Genomic DNA, 19,304 nt, shown 5'->3' on the forward strand with positions numbered 1-19,304 from the left:
TGCCCAAATTCCATTTGAAATGAAACAGATTACCAATACCATATTGATGATTCGCCCGATCAATTTCAGGATGAACGAGCAAACGGCCGTGAATAATTATTTCATGGAGGAAATGGAGTTGAAAAATCAGACCATAAATAAAAATGCCCAGGATGAATTCGATACTTTCGTAAATACATTGAGGGGCAAAGGGGTACATGTCATAGTTATAGATGATACTAATGAATATGATACTCCGGATTCTATTTTTCCGAATAACTGGATATCTTTTCACGAAAGCGGCAATGTTGTTATATATCCCATGTTCGCGGAGAACAGGCGAAATGAACGTAGGGAAGATATTTTGGATGTTCTTGAGGAAAATGGATTCAAAATAAAAGATATAGTGGATTATACTTCTGCAGAAGAACAAGACGTTTTTTTGGAGGGTACCGGTAGTATCTTAATGGATAGGGTGAACCAAAAGGTGTATTGTGCCCTATCCGATAGGGCACATGAGGAATTGATCATTGAATTTTGTGAGGATTTTGACTGTTTTCCTGTAATATTTACGGCTAATCAAACCGTTGAAGGTCAGCGACTACCGATTTACCATACCAATGTGATGATGGCTTTGGGCGAAGATTTTGCCATAATCTGTTTAGATTCCATCGATGATAAGAAAGAGCGTAAAAATGTCATCGAGCATTTGAAAAAGGATGGCAAAGAGCTTATTAGGATATCCGAAGCTCAAATGCATCAATTCGCTGGTAATATGTTAGAAGTCCTTGGTAGCGATGATAAACGTTTTTTGGTGATGAGTTCTGCGGCATACAACAGTCTTGATTCAGGTCAATTAGCACAAATAGAAAAGCGTTGCGAAATCATCCATAGTCCGTTGGATACCATCGAAACCTGTGGAGGTGGTAGTGCAAGGTGTATGATGGCGGAGGTGTTCTTGCCAAAAGCCTAAGGTATTTGATAGGAGTTTGAAATTTAAGGTTATAGTATCCTGATTATAAGTTTTTTGGGTACATGATATTATTATTCTGTTTTGGTTATATTTCTAATCATTCCGCCAAAGATAAAATAATGAAAGGGAACAATGCTGTACCAGTATAGTCGGCCTTTCAATCCTCGAGGTCTGAACGTAGCGGTTTGGTGCAGTATATTGTTTTCGTCTATTCTAAATTCGAGCCATGCCTCTCCCGGTAGTTTCATTTCGGCAAAAAGCAAAAGTCTTTTGGCTTCTTTATCGGCAAGGAGGACCCTCCAGAAATCCAAAGCGTCGCCAGGGAAGATCTTGTCGGGGTGGGTTCGTCCCCTTCTAAGTCCAACACCACCATTCACCTTATCTAGGAACCCTCTGATTTTCCAGAGCCAATTGCCGTAGTACCATCCATTATCACCACCTATTTTCCAGATGTTATCCAATACGGCCTGTTCGTTAATGACTTTTCGTTTCTGTACGTCTTTTAGAACACCGAATTTTGGAACCTGTATGTATTTTTCCAGATTCCTATCAAAACGACCACTGACCATACTATCCTTCCAACTACTAACAACAAGGTTCTGTTCTATTTTTTTAAAGGCCATTGCAATGGCTTCCTTATAACTATGGGTTTCGATTCCCAGAATATCTTGTAACCTGTGGTCCTTTGCTACGACTTCCATCTTCATACTATCAACAAGATTAACAGCTAATTTATAAGATGTTGAAGTAACGAAATATAGCCAATAGGAAGATAACTTGGGGGTCATGATCGGTACGGTTACGATCCAATTCTTAAATCCCCGTGATTTGGCGTATTGATGCAGCATCTCTTTATAGGTCAGTACATCGGGCCCTCCAATATCAAAAGAGTCATTATAGGTTTTTTCATTGCCGATTACCCCCGTTAAAAATCGAATTACATCCCTAATGGCAATAGGTTGGGTTTTGGTCAACACCCATTTTGGGGTGATCATAAAAGGTAATTTCTCGCAGAGGTCACGAATGATCTCAAAAGAGGAACTTCCTGAGCCTACAATGATACCGGCTCGTAAAACGGTTAAGTTAAAATCTCCTTGGTACAGGATTTCCTCGACGTTTTTTCGTGAACTCAAATGTTTCGATAGTTTTTCATCATTTACGATACCGCTCAAATAAACCACCTGTTTTACATTGGTTTCGGCCATATATCTATTAAATGCAATGGCCGATTGGGCCTCTTTTTCATCAAAGTCAGATGTAGAGGAACTCATGGAATGTATAAGGTAGTAGGCAATATCAATGTTCTTTGGAATACTTCCGGTAGAAAATACTTTTAAGAAATCCAATTCGATAATCTGAACCCGCTCTTTGGTCTGTTCATCAATCGAAAAACGATTTTTGTCCCTGACCGCACAGATGACCTCGTGTCCTAACTCAAGTAGGTTTGGTAATAATCGCATTCCAATATAGCCATTGGCACCTGTGAGCAATATTTTCATAAGTCCTCGATTGAAGTGGGTTTGTTGTCGGTTCTGTAATCCAATATTTTCTTAAAGAACTTTTGGATCGCTTTGGTGTCGGATCGTACTTTAATGAAGTGATGGTCCCGGTAAATTGAATATACAGCCAAATTACCCTTGTAAATGCTTAATTTATAAAAAGGGATAACCAATGCATAGGATTCCAATAAGGAACGGAACCCTACTATAATTCCTTTGGGGCGCAATTCGATGTTGCAGCAATCTAAATTGTTGTCGAGAATCAACAAATTCCTGATTTCGAGACTGGTCTCGGTAATGAACAATTTTGGTGACCCAATACCGCCCATGTCCCAACGTTCCTTAAGGGTAAACGGTTTTCCAACTTCCCTATCTATCTTTTCGGTAATTTCAATACGATTGTAGGAAACATTAAGTAGCATAGTGTTTCTTTTTCATTAGCAGTACTAAAGTTAACCAATTAGTAACGATTTAGAGAATCGCTGCATTATTAAACCTTAAAAAATGTTTAGTTTTGCAGCTCATAATCCATAGTTAAATGAACATTCAAGAAGTCCTGTCAGACAAGGTCAAAGAAGCGATTAACTCAATTTTTAATGTAGAATTGCCGACTGTTGAGTTTCAACCTACCCGAAAAGATTTTGAAGGTGATGTCACTGTTGTGGTATTTCCGATGCTCCGTTTCGTTAAGGGTAATCCGGAACTGATCGGTAAACAGGTTGGGGAGTTTCTTCAAAATAACGTTGAGGCAGTATCAGGCTTTAATGTTGTCAAGGGATTTTTGAATATTGTAATTAGCGATACTTATTATCTTGGTTTTTTCAATAAGATAAAGGATAAAGGTGATTTTGGATATACTCAGGAAACCGGTAATGAGGCGGTAATGGTCGAGTACTCCTCTCCCAACACCAATAAGCCGTTGCATTTGGGTCATATTCGTAATAATTTATTGGGATATTCCGTCGCCGAGATTTTAAAGGCATCGGGTAGAAAAGTGTACAAGACACAGATCATCAACGATCGTGGTATACATATTTGTAAAAGTATGTTGGCCTGGCAACGCTTCGGTAATGGGGAAACACCTGAAAGTTCCGGATTAAAGGGAGATAAGTTAGTCGGCAATTATTATGTGGCATTCGATAAGGCTTATAAAGAAGAGATCGCGGAAATGGTTGCAAAAGGTAGCGATAAGGAAATCGCGGAGAAAGAAGCCCCCATTTTGATAGAAGCCCAAAAAATGTTGCGTAAATGGGAAGCTGGTGACGATGAGGTCGTTGATCTATGGAAACGAATGAACGGCTGGGTCTACAAAGGTTTTGAAGAAACATATAAAAACCTTGGGGTCGACTTTGATCAATTGTATTTTGAAAGTGACACCTACCTTCTAGGGAAGGATGTTGTTGCTGAAGGATTGGAAAAAGGGGTGTTTTATAAAAAAGAGGATGGCAGTGTTTGGATCGATCTTACTGATGAAGGTCTCGATGAAAAAATTGTTCTGCGCTCAGATGGGACTGCGGTGTATATGACCCAGGATATAGGTACTGCGATACAGCGTGTAAAAGATTACCCTGATATTACCGGAATGGTCTATACAGTGGGGAATGAACAGGATTATCATTTTAAGGTATTGTTTTTGATCCTGAAAAAATTAGGTTTTGCATGGGCAGAAAGATTACACCATTTAAGTTACGGAATGGTCGATTTGCCTAGTGGGAAAATGAAAAGTAGGGAAGGTACAGTAGTAGATGCCGATGATCTTATGGATGATATGTCCCAAACGGCCGCCACGATATCCGAGGAGTTGGGTAAGTTGGAAGACTATTCCGAAACTGAAAAACAGGAGTTGTACAAAATGATAGGTTTGGGGGCCTTAAAATATTACATATTAAAGGTGGATCCCAAAAAACGTATTTTGTTCGATCCCGAAGAATCGGTGGATTTTCAAGGAAATACAGGTCCGTTTATCCAATATACCTATGCGCGAATACAATCTATCTTAAGAAAGGCCAATGAAATCCAGGATGTCTGGACAACCACGGTTGATTCTTCCATGGAATTGCATATAAAGGAAAAGGAGCTTTTAAAACAAATTCAATTGTTTCCAGAGGTTATTCAATTGGCGGCTGAAAATTATAGTCCGGCATTGATTGCCAATTACACTTATGATCTGGTGAAGGAATTCAATTCATTCTACCAACAGGTTTCCATTTTGGGTGAATCTGACGTTCAAAGAAAAATACTTCGTGTACAATTGTCCAAAAAGGTGGGGGAGGTAATCCAATCCGCATTTTTACTTTTGGGGATACAGGTTCCTGAACGTATGTAAATGGTAGGGGTCATAAATGTATTGATTTCGGCGGAAGATATTGTACCGTTACTTTTCTTGGCCATGCCGTTCGGTTACTTTTTGTACATCGTTTTTTATACATTGGACCTGTTTTTTTTGAATCCATTCAAAAGGATTCCTCCGTTGACGAAACAAGAAGAACGTTTGATCGCTTCAGAATTACCTTTTTTCAATCAACTTTCCATATCTAAAAAAGAAAAGTTCAAAAAGAGGGTAGTGCGATTTAGAAAGCGTAAAAAGATTGATTTTCATGAAGATGTGGAGGAAAGGGAAAAGATAACCTTATTATTAAGTGCCACTGCTGCAATGCTAACTTTGGGAATGGCTGATTTTCTTATATTATCAATCAAAAGGGTCATTGTTTACCCTACTCAGTATTATTCCCGAATTACCAAAAAGGACCATTACGGGGAGTATAATCCGGGTTTGAAGACCATTGTTTTTTCGGCAGATCATTTATTGGAAGGGTTTCGGATTCCGAACGATAATAGGAATTTGGCCGTACATGAATTTGCCCATGCGATCAGCTTTAATGTTGCCAATAAATTTTATACGCGATCCTATGTTTTCCTTTTGGGATTGAAAAAAATCAAGTGGTTGTTCAAAAATCCTGAATTCAACCTAAAGATGGAGGAATCGGGATATTTTAGGGCATATGGTAAAACCAATGTGCATGAATTTTTCGCGGTGGCCGTAGAGAATTTCGTGGAAACGCCCGAGATATTCGAGAATCAGTTTCCTAAATTATATCGAATCATTAAACGGATGCTCAATTTTGGTTTTTATAGAATGCCCCAACTTTAATAGTTCTAAAAGGTTACCCTGAAGCTTATATTGGGGGTTAGGCCAAGAGAAACATTTTCTATGGTTTCGATTTCATCATTTTCATTAATTTGATAATACCGATTCAAAATATTCTTTCTGTTTATGAAATTCAAAACCGAGATACCGGTGGTGGCCTTGATTCTTGGTGTTAGATTAAAGTTGTAAATGGCAGAGGCATCTGCACGAAGATATTCGGGCAATCTACTACTGTTGGTTTTTTCAAAGGCTATTCTACTTGGGAAAAAATTGTTGTCCACTGGGTTTTCGGCATCAGGTCGGGTGTATGGTTTTCCTGTTCTATAATTAAGTCCTACACCAAATTTAAATTGATTATAGGTGTAATTCCCGGCAAAGGTGATGGTGTGTCTAATGTCTAAGTTATTCGGAAACTTTCTGGGATCGATATCATTGAAATGATAATCGTTCACATTGTAACCATAACTTAACCATGAACTGTAATCCTTTGTTTTTTTATTGATTAAAAATTCAAGGCCTTTTACCGTATAGCCGCCTATTTCCTCATTGAATTCCCCTTCACTTTGAAAACCTTGGGTTCTTGCGCTTATGCCATTAACATCTTTATAAAAACCTTCAAGACCTACATAAAGACTATGATGGTCGTAATTGAGACCTATGGAACCTTGTTTACTTTTGGTTATGGGTAATGGTATCAAAGGGTTATCCGGATCTGCAATATACCAACGGCGTTTCTCTATGCCTAAAAAATTTTGCTCAAGATCAACTACCTGATGGGTGGTTTGGTTTTTGTATTCCCCCTGTAGTTCTATTTTCAAATGGTCTGCGAATTCATAATTGACATTGAGTCTTGGTTCTAGCCGTAATTCACTGAAGGTATTCAGGTTTTCGTTGTAATTAAGGCGTATTCCCCCACGGGCATAGAGCTTGGTATTGGGAGATGTGTATTCCATTTCAGAAAAAAGGACATGTGTCCTCATTACCCCTTTTATTTTATTGCTGTATGGCGGTTGTGTTACATCGGAAAAATTCAAAATCCCGGTTTCTGTAAACTCATATCCATTCAGCCAATTCAACGATTCGCTTAATTTATAAAAGGTATTGGCCTTCAATCCGGTTTCTATGACTTCATTTTCTTGTGATAACAATTGGGGAGAATTTATGGTGGTGTGCTCAGAATCTAAATTATACCTAGTGTAATAAGTGTTTATTTTACTGGAGAAAACAGTATTCCATTCGCTTTCCAAACTCCCTCCGAAAGAAATATTGGTTTGGTTTAATCTACTTTGTGTTTCGCTTGGGGCGCTGAGGTCCTGTTCTGAATAATCCAGATTATTGTGAATATTGATAAAACTGATTCTAATTTTATGCGCTGGATTTATATCGAAAAGAAATTTTCCCGTAAAATCATAGAAGTAGAAATCCTCCGTTCTTTTTATTTCTTCAGTCTGTCCTGTATCTCCTATGATCTGGCTATCCTGGAATGCCCTGTCAAAAAATTGTTTGTAGGTGGGGGTGTCAAAAAAATCGGTCAATGAGCGGCGGGCCGAAAATTGAAAAGCGGCATTATCCGCTATGGGAATTTCTCCGTAAACATCACCATTGATAAGATTGAAACCTGCACCTCCATAAAAATCACCGGTAATATCATTTTTGGACTCAATATCAAGGACACCACTAACGCCACCTCCGTATTGTGAACTTGTACCATTTTTAATTAAAGTCACTTTGTCGGTGAGGTAAGGGTTAAAAGCGGAAATAAGTCCAAAAAAATGGCCGGACTGGTACATTTTAATCCCGTCCCAGAGAATAAGGTTTTGGTCGTTGGTTCCTCCCCGTATATTAATGTTCGATACGGTTTCGTCTATGCTTTCAATACCTGGTAATGCTTGTATGGTTTGCAAGACATCGGGCTCTATCAATCCGGGTAGGATACCAAAATCCTTTGAGGTCATTTGAATACTGGCATCCATTTCTTTGCTAAGCCCCGTGGTCAAAAATTGATAAACAATGACTTCATTCAATTGTTCATAATTCAAGTCTAATAGCAATGTTTTGCAAGGGTTATGGTTCATCAGTTCTTCGGCAGCTATGAACAGGGGTTTAAAGCCTATATGTTTTATCTGTAATATGGAATTCCTTGGAATGTCTTTTAAATGAAATTGCCCTTGATCATCAGTAATCAATGCAATATCGCTTCCTAAAACCTCTACAGAGGAACCGGTTACCGTATTTTCTTTGTAATTGTCCAATACCTTGGCGCAAACATCAATGGTCGTGGTTTTGGAAATAGTATAATAGCGCTCATTCAGTCGCTTTATCTTTAATTGGGTGTGGTTTTGAATATGGTCCAATACGTCTTGCAGTTCCTTCGATGAAATCGGTGGGATGTATATGTTTTTTAAATCTTCATCTACATATGAGAATTTAATATTGTATTCTTTTTCGATAGAATGGATTGCTGTAGTAAGGCGTATGGGTTCGGCATTGTTTTCCTGTGCCATTATCTTCTGGAAGAAAAAAAATGGCAGTAGGCAGATTACAATGGTTAAAAGTGGTTTATGGAGCACTTTCGGCATAGAACAACACTTTATTTCCTTCTAATTTAAACTTGAGTTGAGAAGGTACGCTAATACTTTGTAACGCCAAATCTGTATCTGTGTTGCTAAAAGTGCCGGTAAAAACTTTGTTTAGGTCTATATTTTGGGTTTCGACCTTTACATCATGTTGTCTTTGAAATTCATCCAAAACATATTTTAGGGGAATGCTTTTAAAACTACTTTCCTTATTGATCCATGAAGGCATTGGGCTATTTGGTTTTTCCGCGGAAATGATATTTCCATCAATGACCATGAAAGATGTCCCGGCGGGCAATTTGGTTTCTTTGCCATAATAAGTTACGCTTACCAAGCCTTCGAAACAAGTGACCTCGAAAATTCCCTCGCGATTTTCAACATTGAATTGTGTGCCCAGAACGGCCACCGTACCTTGCTCTGTGGATACCGTAAAACGTTTGCCTTTGGCCACTTTAAAGAATGCCTCCCCTTTTAAGGATACATTCCTTTTTTCATGCCATTTTTTAGAACTGAAAGATAGTTCCGAATCTGCATTCATTATTATTTTTGAGGAATCGGGAAGAAGTACTTCTTCACTTTGTGCAAATTGGGTGGTGAAAATTTCATCAAAAGTATTCAAGTAAAAATAAGAGCCGATCATGATAGCGGCAACTGCGGCCGCAACCTTCAAGAATCTTCTAAAAGGCTTTAAGCGAATTACTCTCGGTTCATTGAGGGTTATTCTGTTTTTGACGGACTCCAAGGCACTATCAATATTAAAATCAGGTGCTTCCAGGGAGTTTGAGGCCCCTACGATACGCTCATAGGAAGCATACTCGTCAGATTTTTTGAATGCTGCGAGCTCTTCTTCAGTGAGTTCGTTGTTGAGCCATTTTGCCAAGTAATTCTCTTGCATTATTTCTTGCTTTACTATGTTATAACAATCAAGGTTGTAAAAACCCTACTTAATACGGGGTTATATCTGTTCTTTCTTTACTAAATCCCTTCAATCTGATTCCTCAAGGATTTTAAGGCCAAGTGCATTCGTTTTTCAATAGCTTTTACACTTACCCCTTCCATTTCCGCGATTTCCGCATATTTTTTGCCGTCGATCCTATTGAGTAGAAAAGTTAAACGCTGATTTTCCGGCAGACCGTTCAATGCATTATCCAACTTTTTATTGAACTCTCCTTCTTCCATTACATATTCCGGAGTCTCATGGTCGGTGGTTTTGACCCGGTCGGCATATTTTAAACGAACTTTCTCGGCCTTTAACACGTTAAGATAAAGGTTGTTGGCTATAGTGTATACATAGGCCTTTGCTTTGGCAGGGGCAACTTTGCCGCAATTTTCCCAAAGTCTCGCAAAAGCTTCTTGTACAGCATCATAAGCCTTTTCTTCATTCCCATATTTATAATATATGTAATTGAAAACCGTTTTTGAATTGGCCTTGAAGAGTTCGCTGTATACCTCTTCATTACATACGTTGTCCTTAGTGTCGTTGTTCAAAACATTGGTTTTGTATCAAAGATATTTGAAAAAAATGAAACAGAGGGTAGGGTTTTTTTTAAGTGGGTTGTTTCAAGAGGGTACAAACAAAATACCAAATCGTTATGAAAAAGTTTTTTAGTTACGCATTTTACACAGGCCTACTGGTAATGGCGTTGAGTTTAACTTCATGTCAAGAAGAATTTGAACCGTTACCGGAAGAAGGTGTTGAAACGGAAGCGATTGCAGCAAGTTCATCAACGGCCAAACTAATAGAGGATACCTGCTCCAATGATGGGTCTTTTGATAATATCGTGGATGAGGCAAGTTGTTTCAATATCAATTTTCCGTATACGGTAAAAGTCAATGGGGTTGAGTTGACCATTAATGGCATAGAAGATCTTGGTGCTATCGAAGAGGTCTTTGATTCATTGGAAGATGATGAGGATATTCTCGATATTATATTTCCAATTACCATTACACTGGCTGATTATACCGAAATCACAATTGATGGAATCGATGATTTAAGGGAAATGGCCCAAGAATGTAAAGAAGAAGGTGAGGATGATGATATTGAATGTATCGACTTCGTTTATCCGATTACGATCTATACTTTCAACCTTAACAATGAAACCACGGGTAATGTTTCTGTAGAGAGTGATAAACAACTTAGACGGTTCTTTGCCGGCTTGGGCGAGAATGATCTGGTCAGTATGGATTTCCCCGTGACCTTAAAGCTTTATGACGAAAGTGAAATCATTGTGAATTCGAATGCAGAGTTGGCCATCGCCATTGAAAATGCAAGAGATCTTTGCGATGAAGACGACGACAACGATTATAACGATGATGATTTTACCCAAGAGGGCTTAGAGGATTATTTGATAGAATGTCCTTTATTGGTCAAAGAGGTGAAAAGGAACGATCAATCGCAAACCGAGCAATACATAGACTATGTCATGAATTTTGATGAAGATGGTTCGGTAACGGTCAAAGACTGGGAAGGAAATAACATGACAGGTGCATGGAGTACTAGGGAAACTGAATTCGGATTACTTCTTAAATTGGAGTTTGAGACGTTGGTCGATTTTAATTTGGAATGGTTCTTATATGATCAAGGAGAAGGAGTGGTTAAGCTACATGTAAGTGATGGGGATAGGATAATCCTGAAAAGTGGCTGCGACGTTATTAATGATGATCCCGATACCTTGAGGGGAGCCTTAAAAGAATGTAGTTGGATAATTAAACGTGTTTTCAATGACGATCAAGAAGTAAAAAGGTTGTTAGGTTTCGAATTCAACTTCGAGGCAGAAGGAGTTGTAACACTTAGTAATGACAATACGATATCCGAAGGAACATGGGATGTTACCACCAATGAACAAGGTAGGTTGGTTATGGCCATTACCATGGGGGATGAGCCGGGAGTAGATTTCGAGTGGCCATTGTCTTCTTTAGCTAACGAAAGGTTGAAGTTTGAAATTCCTGAGACTGATTATGAATTGGTTCTTGAAAGAAACTGTGACAACGATGAGAACGATAATGATGTAACTTGGATCAGGGGACTCTTCAATGATTCGCAATGGGAGCTGGCTTTGTTTTCCCAAAATGAAGATCCTTTGACCGAAGCCTATGGCGTTTTTACCTATGAATTCAATGTTGATGGTACTATTTCCGTACTTGATCAAGATGCAATCGCGATCAGTGTAGGTAATTGGTTTGTGTATCGAAACAGTGATGGTAAGTTGGAAATGATCATTCGTTTCGGATCGGATAGTAACTTCTATCCATTAGGTAATGATTACCTTGTGGTCGAGGTCACCGAAAACCGTTTAGAACTTAAACATGAGAATGAGTATGATGGTTACGACCGTCTTGTTTTCGAAAAGAAATAAATTTGGAACTCCCCGATGTACATTGCATCGGGGTTTCTTTTGTAGTTTGGAATGCGAACAAGGTTCAGATTTTAAAATCAGATGAACAGATTACTTTGAAGTGAATATTTAATCTGATTCTTTGAACTGTAAAATAGATCGATCTTATTTTTGCCCCACAGTTTTTGAAAGCATCCATTTTTAAATGGGTGCTTTTTTTGTCTTTAATAATCAATGGGTCAAGTAATCAACGATTAATTAAATACTGAACAATCGACCATTGTTATTAACACTCCCTTGCCTAGGGGCGCTATATTTCTTTACTTTGCAATCCTCCGCTAATAAGGAAAGCATATGTTCGACAATTTAAGCGAAAAGTTAGATAAGGCCCTGCACGTTCTTAAGGGACATGGGCAGATTACAGAAATCAATGTTGCAGAAACGACCAAGGAAGTCCGTCGGGCTTTGTTGGATGCGGATGTCAACTTTAAGATAGCCAAGGAATTTACCAATCGGGTAAAAGAGAAAGCCTTGGGGCAAGATGTATTGACCACCTTGCAACCGGGCCAGTTAATGGTCAAGATCGTTAAAGACGAGCTTACACAGCTTATGGGTGGCGAGACCGAAGGCGTTAATCTTTCGGGTGCACCATCGATTATCTTAATGTCGGGGCTACAAGGTTCGGGTAAAACCACTTTCTCCGGCAAATTGGCGAATTATCTCAAAACGAAGAAAACAAAGAAACCTTTATTGGTAGCCTGTGATGTTTATCGTCCTGCGGCAATTGACCAGTTGCATGTGGTTGGTGACCAAATCGGTGTTGAGGTATATTCCGACAGGGAAAATAATGACCCGGTAGCTATAGCTAAAGCCGGTGTTGCCCATGCCAAGGCAAATGGCCATAATGTGGTTATCATCGATACCGCCGGTCGTTTGGCCGTAGATGAGAAGATGATGACCGAGATATCGAATATCCGTGATGCCATACAACCACAGGAAACCTTGTTCGTTGTAGATTCAATGACCGGTCAGGATGCCGTAAATACGGCAAAGGCCTTTAACGACGTCCTGAATTTTGATGGGGTGATCCTTACCAAATTGGATGGTGATACCCGTGGTGGTGCTGCCATTTCTATTAAATCCGTGGTAGATAAACCTATTAAGTTCATCGGTACCGGGGAGAAGATGGAAGCCATCGATGTTTTCCATCCTTCGCGAATGGCCGATCGAATTTTGGGAATGGGTGACGTGATTTCATTGGTTGAAAGGGCCCAAGAACAGTTTGATGAGGAAGAGGCCCGAAAGATCCAAAAGAAAATCGCCAAGAACAAGTTCGGTTTTGATGACTTCCTTAACCAGATCCAACAGATCAAGAAAATGGGTAACATCAAAGATCTTATGGGTATGATTCCCGGAGCAGGAAAAGCATTGAAGGGATTGGATATCGATGATGACGCCTTTAAACATATCGAAGCGATTATTCATTCGATGACACCGGATGAGCGTTCTACACCATCAAAATTAAACGCCAGTAGAAAAAAGAGAATAGCCAAGGGTAGTGGTAGAACCATTCAAGAGGTAAACCAACTATTAAAGCAATTTGACCAAATGAGCAAAATGATGAAGATGATGCAAGGCGGTGGCGGTAAAAAAATGATGCAGATGATGGGTGGCATGAAAGGAATGCGTCCCTGATTTTAAAACCAACTAAATAGAACCAATGGAAATTCTAGACGGAAAGAAAATTTCAAATCAAATAAAGGATGAAATTGCGGCCGAGGTCGTCAAAATGAAGGAAAAGGGAGAGAAAGTTCCTCATTTGGCAGCTATCATCGTGGGTAATGATGGGGCTAGCCTTACTTATGTCGGTAGTAAAGTGCGTTCGTGCAAGCGGGTCGGCTTTGAATCTACCTTGGTGCAAATGCCAAGTACTACTTCTGAGATCGAATTGTTGAAAAAGATAAAGGAGTTGAATGAGAATACCGATATCGATGGTTTTATCGTACAATTACCATTACCTGACCAAATAGATACCCAAAAGGTAATCATGGCCATTGATCCAGATAAGGATGTAGATGGTTTTCATCCTACCAACTTTGGTAAAATGGCATTGGATATGAGCACCTTTATTCCGGCAACGCCATTCGGTATTTTGGAATTGCTCGAACGTTATGGGGTAGAGACCCAAGGTAAACATACCGTAGTTATTGGTAGAAGCCATATTGTTGGGCGCCCGATGAGTATTCTAATGGGCCGTAAGGGATTTCCAGGGAACTCCACGGTAACCCTCACCCATAGTAGAACCAAAAATATCACCCAGATTACTTCACAGGCCGATATTATTATCTCCGCCTTGGGCGTACCCAAATTCCTAAAGGCCGAAATGGTGAAAGATGATGTGGTCATCATCGATGTTGGTATTACCCGTGTTCCTGATGATAACAAAGAAAAAGGGTATTACATTACAGGGGATGTCGATTTTGAGCATGTGAGTAAAAAGGCATCTTATATAACACCGGTACCCGGCGGGGTTGGTCCCATGACCATTGCCATGTTGATGAAAAACACCTTATTGGCCCGCGAAAGACATAGAAGTAGAAGGTAGAAAAACTTTTATTGCAGTTTTGGGTATATTTATAAGATGGTTTTGTAACGAAATGCCAAAAGAACCGTCATACTTCATATCTAACTCAAAAAACAATAAATGAAAAATTCAATTGTCTTTAAAGCTACATTTTTGGCAATCGTTTTTACTGGAGTTTCCTGTAAAAATGAGGTCAAGGATGAACAACCTGAAAAAGCGGTTACTTCCGGAATTCTAACACAATATATGGACACCTTGGTTAATCCAGGGGATAATTTCACGGCCTACGTGAATGGTACCTGGGTGAAAAACACCGAAATACCGGCCGATAAGTCCTCGTATGGTGTTGGTTACATTGTACATGAAGAATCTGAGGATAATGTAAAGAAGATAATTGAAGAATCGGCCTCCGGAGATTTCGATGAGGGTTCCGATGAGCAAAAAGTAGGCGATTTATATAAGTCTTTCATGAATATTGAAAAGCGCAATGAACTAGGGGTTTCACCGCTTATAGAAGATTTTGCCAAAATAGATGCGATTAAGGATTATGATGACTTGGCCACCTATTTTGCCTACGCCAACAAGGTGGGGATAAATGTTCCTTTGGGGATTTTTATTTATCAGGATTTCAAGGACCCTACCATTTACACGGTGTACACTTGGCAAGCTGGATTGGGGTTGCCAGATCGTGAGTATTATCTAAAGGGTGATGAAAGGTCAAAGGAATTACGATCCAAATATATAGCACACATTGAAAAGATGTTCGAATTGGCCAATTTACCTAATGGGGCGATTGCGGCAAAAAAAGTGATGGATTTGGAAACTGAAATTGCATCCAAACACATGGAAAAGGAAAAAACCCGTGATTTGGTTGCGCTGTATAACATGTTCCCAGTGGATACCTTGTCTAACATTATGCCCAAATTCAATTGGAAGGGTTTTTTAAGCGAGGCCGGTTTAGACAAGCAAGACAAATTGGGAGTCCTTATGTTGGATTATACGAAGGCGCTTGATGGCATTATCACATCAACAGATTTGAACACTTGGAAAACGTATTTAAAATGGAGTGTTTTGGATGCTAGTTCTATGCGATTAACTGAAGCTTTGGATAATCAAAACTGGGAATTTTTCAGTAAAGAACTTAGGGGGACAAAAGAACAAAGACCTTTATGGCGTAGAGGTGTCTCAACCGTAAATGGAACATTGGGTGAGGTTGTGGGTAAGGTTTATGTAAAAAGACATTTTCCGCCCGAAGCAAAGGAACGAATGGAAACCTTGGTCGATAATCTATTAAAGGCGTATGAGGTAAGCATCAAGGATTTGGAATGGATGAGTGAAGACACCAAAAAAGAGGCCTTGGATAAATTAAGTAAGTTTACCCCGAAAATCGGATATCCTGATACATGGAAGGCCTACGATTTGGAAATAAAGGCAGATGATCTTTACGGTAATTTGAGAAGGTCCTCACTTATGGAATATGATAGGGAATTGGCCAAATTGGGCCAGCCCATTGATAAGACCGAATGGGGAATGACCCCACAGACCGTAAATGCCTACTACAATCCGACCATGAACGAGATTGTTTTCCCAGCGGCTATTTTGCAACCTCCGTTCTTTGATTTGAATGCTGAAGATGCGGTTAACTATGGTTCTATTGGAGCCGTTATTGGGCATGAGATCGGTCACGGTTTTGATGATATGGGAAGTACTTTCGATGGGGATGGAGCCATGCGTAACTGGTGGACCGAAGCAGATAAAGAGGAGTTTAAAAAGCGGACTTCGGCATTGGTCGAACAATATAATGGTTTTGAAGTTTTGCCTGATTTGTATATTAACGGTGAGTTTACCCTTGGTGAGAACATTGGGGATCTCGGCGGATTGAGTATTGCTTTAAAAGCCTATAATATGTCGTTAGAGGATAAGGAATCTCCCATTATCGATGGTTTTACGGGAGATCAACGCGTTTTTATCGGGTATGCCCAATCCTGGAGGAACAAAGCAAGGGATGAATCACTACGGGTTCAGATAAATACCGATCCCCATTCCCCAGCAGACTTTCGGGTAAATGGCGTGGTCAGGAACATTCCTGAATTTTACACGACCTTTAATGTCAAAGAAGGCGATTCTTTATATTTGGCTCCTGAAGAAAGGGTAAAAATCTGGTAATATCCATTCCGAAAAATTAAGATCAAAACCCCAATTATAAAGATTGGGGTTTTTTTATGTAATCAATATTTTATACAAAATGGGCATTGTGCCGGCTTAAGCTCATTTACGTTATCACGGTCGTAATCGACCATGTTATTCCTGTCTATAAATTAGAAAGCATCTAGTTCATATGTTGAGGGTTTGATTGGTTGGCTGTAAATGAGTACCTTTTTGGTTAAAATCTACCAGCCCTATGAAAAACCTCTTTCCTTTATCCTTTCTTGTTCTTTTTAGCTTAATTGGATGCCAATCAAGTCCAAAAGACATGAATCGGAACAAGATTACCGTATCCTTTACTGAAACTGTAAATAACCAAAAACTCGATGGGCGTTTATTGCTTATGCTTTCCAGTAACAATGAAAAAGAACCTCGGTTTCAGATCAATGACGGACTCAATACCCAATTGATTTTCGGAATCAATGTTGATGGCATGGCGGCAGGGGAGAACATGGTTTTTGACGATAGCGTTTTTGGGTATCCTTATCCAAGTTTAGGGGAAGTGCCTCCGGGGGAGTATTATGTACAGGCCTTGCTCCATGTGTATGAGACCTTTAATCTGTCAACCGGGCATACGGTTAAATTACCGATGGATAATGGTGAAGGACAACAATGGAACAAGTCACCCGGCAATTTGTATAGTAAACCTTTTAAGGTCACGGTAACAGAAGAGGGTATCAAGGATGTTAATGTGGTCATGGATGAGGTTATTCCACCTATTGAAGAACCTGCTGACACCGAATGGATAAAGCATATAAAAGTTAAATCGGAGAAATTGTCCGAATTCTGGGGAAGGGATGTCTATTTGGGTGCCCACATATTATTGCCTAAAGGTTTTGATGAACATCCTGAAGCCAAATATCCTCTAATGGTCTTCCATGGTCATTTCCCCTCCGATTTTGGAGGTTTTAGTACCACGCCACCTGATCCGAATATGAAACCTGAATATTCCGAACGTTTTGATATGGAAGGGTACAATATAGTTCAGGCACAGGAGTCCTACGATTTTTTTAAACGCTGGAACGAACCTGACTTTCCTCGTTTTTTGATTGTTGAAATACAACATCCTACTCCTTATTACGATGATTCCTATGCCGTGAATTCGGCCAGTCAAGGTCCTTATGGCGATGCCATCACTTATGAATTGATTCCTGAGATCGAAAAACAGTTCCGTGGTATGGGGGAAGGTTGGTCCCGATTTTTATACGGAGGTTCAACAGGAGGCTGGGAAGCCTTGGCCGTGCAGGTGAAATATCCTGAAGAATATAATGGTTGTTTTGCAGCTTGTCCCGACCCGATTGATTTTAGGGCGTATTGCCTTACCAATATCTATGAAGATGATAATGCATACTATTATGACAGTGAGCATAAAAAATTGGAAGTGCCATCCCATCGTAATTATCTAGGGCAAATCCAATCGACGCTTCGCCAAGGAAATCATCTGGAGCTGGTATTGGGCGATAAATCCAGATCGGGACAACAATGGGATATTTGGGAAGCTACCTATTCACCTCAAGGGGAAAACGGATATCCTGTTCGTATATGGGATAAAATGTCTGGGGATATAGATCATAAGGTTGCTGAATATTGGAAAGAGAATTACGATCTACGACATATTCTGGAACGGGATTGGGATAAATTAGGTAATCAACTAAAAGGAAAGATCCATATTTATTGTGGGGATATGGATAATTATTACCTGAACAATGCGGTATATCTTATGGAAGACTTTTTAGAAAGTACCACGGAACCCTATTATGGGGGAGAAGTGACCTACGGTGATAAGGCGGAGCATTGTTGGAATGGTGATCCAGAACAACCCAATGCCATTAGTCGTATGCACTATAATAGCATGTACGTACCGAAAATCATGAAACGCATTGCCGAAAGTGCTCCAAAAGGGGCCGATTTGGGCAGTTGGAGGTATAAATAGAATTTGAACATATTTAGAGGGTTTTGGGTTTGTATTTTGTCTGGAATCCCATTCCCTGATTTCTACGAAATAGGGTGGGGCCTGGGCAGGGCCTATATGGTTTTATAAATTGATTTTTATGTCCTGAAGATTATGATTCCGGTAAAGAATCTGGCCATATTTCATTACCTTGTAAGTTCATATTTTTAATGGTGATAATCATGTTTGGTATTAAAAGAATTCAGCTGGTATTTTGTCTTTTCTTAGGGGGTATGGTTGTGGCTAATGCCCAAAACGGTAAGGTTTTCGATAATTTGACCGTGAAAAGTAAAATCCTGAAAAGCGAGCGTAAGTATTCGGTTTATCTGCCGCCGGACTATGAGACTTCTGAACGAAGTTATCCCGTGTTATATTTATTGCATGGTGCGGGGGATGATCAAACAGGTTGGGTGCAATTCGGTGAGATTTTGAGAATTGCGGATAACGCCATAAAGGATGGTACCGCCACTCCCATGGTTATTGTAATGCCTGATGCGAATACGGGTAAAAGAGGGTATTTTAATCAAGGTGACGATTGGCGATATGAGGATTTCTTTTTTGAGGAATTATTACCCTATGTTGAACAGGAATATCGTATAAAAGGTGAAAAAAGGTTTCGAGCCATAGCCGGACTATCAATGGGAGGGGGAGGTTCTTTCATGTACGCCATGCACCATCCCGAATTGTTTTCCTCTGCTTGTCCGTTAAGTGCATATGTTGGTCCTTTGACCTTGGAAGAACAAAAAGCTAGATATCCTGTTATTGAAGGGGAACATTCCGAGGAGGACGTTGTAGCATATTTTAGAAGGCATAACGCGTTGAATTTAATGGATAGTGTTTCGGTTGAAGATTTGAAGTCCGTTCGGTGGTACATTGATTGTGGAGACGATGATTTTTTATATGAAGGGAATAGTTTGGTTCATATCGCTATGCGAAAGAAAGAGGTTCCCCATGAATATAGGGTTCGTGAAGGAGGCCATAGTTGGACGTATTGGCGGCAATCCTTGCCTGAGGTGTTGCAATTTGTTTCCCAAGCCTTCCATCAATATTAGAG

At 39.7% G+C, this 19,304-nt stretch carries 14 protein-coding genes; 9 read left to right on the forward strand and 5 right to left on the reverse strand.

Translation table 11 applies throughout. From position 1 onward, the window contains the following. Positions 1-19: 19 nt before the first annotated feature. Positions 20-952 carry a citrulline utilization hydrolase CtlX gene (ctlX, locus tag R3X28_RS15600; protein ID WP_154363800.1) on the forward strand — a complete coding sequence of 311 codons (933 nt, stop codon included), beginning with the start codon at positions 20-22 and terminating at the stop codon, positions 950-952. A gap of 71 nt (positions 953-1,023) precedes the next feature. Here the strand turns inward: ctlX and R3X28_RS15605 are convergent, their stop codons facing one another. Next, positions 1,024-2,451 (reverse strand): SDR family oxidoreductase, encoded by a 1,428-nt coding sequence (locus tag R3X28_RS15605; RefSeq protein WP_317665548.1) that lies wholly within the window; start codon positions 2,449-2,451, stop codon positions 1,024-1,026. Continuing rightward, a complete protein-coding gene (locus R3X28_RS15610) occupies positions 2,448-2,873 on the reverse strand; it encodes a hypothetical protein (protein WP_317665550.1) in 426 nt (141 codons plus the stop codon). The genes R3X28_RS15605 and R3X28_RS15610 overlap by 4 nt, the downstream gene beginning before the upstream one ends. A 116-nt stretch (positions 2,874-2,989) precedes the next feature. Here R3X28_RS15610 and argS point away from each other — a divergent pair, with 116 nt between their 5' ends. Both argS and R3X28_RS15620 read left to right on the forward strand, forming a co-directional pair. Further along, positions 2,990-4,777: an arginine--tRNA ligase gene (gene argS, locus R3X28_RS15615; RefSeq protein ID WP_317665552.1), complete on the forward strand. Its 1,788-nt coding sequence runs from the start codon at positions 2,990-2,992 to the stop codon at positions 4,775-4,777. Then, positions 4,778-5,602: a zinc-dependent peptidase gene (locus tag R3X28_RS15620; protein WP_317665554.1), complete on the forward strand. Its 825-nt coding sequence runs from the start codon at positions 4,778-4,780 to the stop codon at positions 5,600-5,602. A gap of 5 nt (positions 5,603-5,607) precedes the next feature. Here the strand turns inward: R3X28_RS15620 and R3X28_RS15625 are convergent, their stop codons facing one another. The 3 genes from R3X28_RS15625 to R3X28_RS15635 all read right to left on the reverse strand — a co-directional run bounded on the left by R3X28_RS15625 (position 5,608) and on the right by R3X28_RS15635 (position 9,663). After that, entirely contained in the window at positions 5,608-8,178 is a 2,571-nt protein-coding gene (locus R3X28_RS15625; protein WP_317665556.1) for a TonB-dependent receptor plug domain-containing protein, read from the reverse strand. Beyond that, positions 8,159-9,070: a FecR family protein gene (locus R3X28_RS15630; protein ID WP_317665558.1), complete on the reverse strand. Its 912-nt coding sequence runs from the start codon at positions 9,068-9,070 to the stop codon at positions 8,159-8,161. Before R3X28_RS15630 ends, R3X28_RS15625 begins: the two co-directional genes overlap by 20 nt. Positions 9,071-9,150: 80 nt before the next feature. After that, positions 9,151-9,663, reverse strand: coding sequence for an RNA polymerase sigma factor (locus R3X28_RS15635; RefSeq protein ID WP_317665560.1), 513 nt, complete (start codon positions 9,661-9,663; stop codon positions 9,151-9,153). Between the two features lie 104 nt (positions 9,664-9,767). On the opposite strand from R3X28_RS15635, the gene R3X28_RS15640 reads away from it, so the two are divergent. The 6 genes from R3X28_RS15640 to R3X28_RS15665 all read left to right on the forward strand — a co-directional run bounded on the left by R3X28_RS15640 (position 9,768) and on the right by R3X28_RS15665 (position 19,302). Next, positions 9,768-11,531, forward strand: coding sequence for a hypothetical protein (locus tag R3X28_RS15640; RefSeq protein WP_246200109.1), 1,764 nt, complete (start codon positions 9,768-9,770; stop codon positions 11,529-11,531). A gap of 333 nt (positions 11,532-11,864) precedes the next feature. Further along, positions 11,865-13,205: a signal recognition particle protein gene (ffh, locus tag R3X28_RS15645; RefSeq protein WP_317665561.1), complete on the forward strand. Its 1,341-nt coding sequence runs from the start codon at positions 11,865-11,867 to the stop codon at positions 13,203-13,205. 25 nt (positions 13,206-13,230) lie between these two features. Further along, positions 13,231-14,115 (forward strand): bifunctional 5,10-methylenetetrahydrofolate dehydrogenase/5,10-methenyltetrahydrofolate cyclohydrolase, encoded by an 885-nt coding sequence (locus R3X28_RS15650; protein WP_317665562.1) that lies wholly within the window; start codon positions 13,231-13,233, stop codon positions 14,113-14,115. A 99-nt stretch (positions 14,116-14,214) separates the two neighbouring features. Continuing rightward, positions 14,215-16,260 (forward strand): M13 family metallopeptidase, encoded by a 2,046-nt coding sequence (locus R3X28_RS15655; protein WP_317665564.1) that lies wholly within the window; start codon positions 14,215-14,217, stop codon positions 16,258-16,260. A gap of 307 nt (positions 16,261-16,567) precedes the next feature. After that, positions 16,568-18,232 (forward strand): alpha/beta hydrolase-fold protein, encoded by a 1,665-nt coding sequence (locus R3X28_RS15660; RefSeq protein ID WP_317665566.1) that lies wholly within the window; start codon positions 16,568-16,570, stop codon positions 18,230-18,232. A 200-nt stretch (positions 18,233-18,432) separates the two neighbouring features. Beyond that, positions 18,433-19,302: an alpha/beta hydrolase gene (locus R3X28_RS15665; RefSeq protein ID WP_317665568.1), complete on the forward strand. Its 870-nt coding sequence runs from the start codon at positions 18,433-18,435 to the stop codon at positions 19,300-19,302. Positions 19,303-19,304: the final 2 nt, after the last annotated feature.

The organism is Maribacter sp. TH_r10 (genome assembly GCF_033101095.1).
Taxonomy (GTDB): domain Bacteria; phylum Bacteroidota; class Bacteroidia; order Flavobacteriales; family Flavobacteriaceae; genus Maribacter_A; species Maribacter_A luteus.

Excerpts from the sequence above, each read along its gene's own strand:
- R3X28_RS15665 (WP_317665568.1), top strand. The coding sequence starts at position 18,433 with ATGTTTGGTATTAAAAGAATTCAGCTGGTATTTTGTCTTTTCTTAGGG.
- R3X28_RS15655 (WP_317665564.1), top strand. The coding sequence starts at position 14,215 with ATGAAAAATTCAATTGTCTTTAAAGCTACATTTTTGGCAATCGTTTTT.
- R3X28_RS15660 (WP_317665566.1), top strand. The coding sequence starts at position 16,568 with ATGAATCGGAACAAGATTACCGTATCCTTTACTGAAACTGTAAATAAC.
- R3X28_RS15640 (WP_246200109.1), top strand. The coding sequence starts at position 9,768 with ATGAAAAAGTTTTTTAGTTACGCATTTTACACAGGCCTACTGGTAATG.
- R3X28_RS15625 (WP_317665556.1), bottom strand. The coding sequence starts at position 8,178 with ATGCCGAAAGTGCTCCATAAACCACTTTTAACCATTGTAATCTGCCTA.
- R3X28_RS15630 (WP_317665558.1), bottom strand. The coding sequence starts at position 9,070 with ATGCAAGAGAATTACTTGGCAAAATGGCTCAACAACGAACTCACTGAA.
- ctlX (WP_154363800.1), top strand. The coding sequence starts at position 20 with ATGAAACAGATTACCAATACCATATTGATGATTCGCCCGATCAATTTC.
- R3X28_RS15650 (WP_317665562.1), top strand. The coding sequence starts at position 13,231 with ATGGAAATTCTAGACGGAAAGAAAATTTCAAATCAAATAAAGGATGAA.
- R3X28_RS15605 (WP_317665548.1), bottom strand. The coding sequence starts at position 2,451 with ATGAAAATATTGCTCACAGGTGCCAATGGCTATATTGGAATGCGATTA.
- R3X28_RS15620 (WP_317665554.1), top strand. The coding sequence starts at position 4,778 with ATGGTAGGGGTCATAAATGTATTGATTTCGGCGGAAGATATTGTACCG.
- argS (WP_317665552.1), top strand. The coding sequence starts at position 2,990 with ATGAACATTCAAGAAGTCCTGTCAGACAAGGTCAAAGAAGCGATTAAC.
- R3X28_RS15610 (WP_317665550.1), bottom strand. The coding sequence starts at position 2,873 with ATGCTACTTAATGTTTCCTACAATCGTATTGAAATTACCGAAAAGATA.
- ffh (WP_317665561.1), top strand. The coding sequence starts at position 11,865 with ATGTTCGACAATTTAAGCGAAAAGTTAGATAAGGCCCTGCACGTTCTT.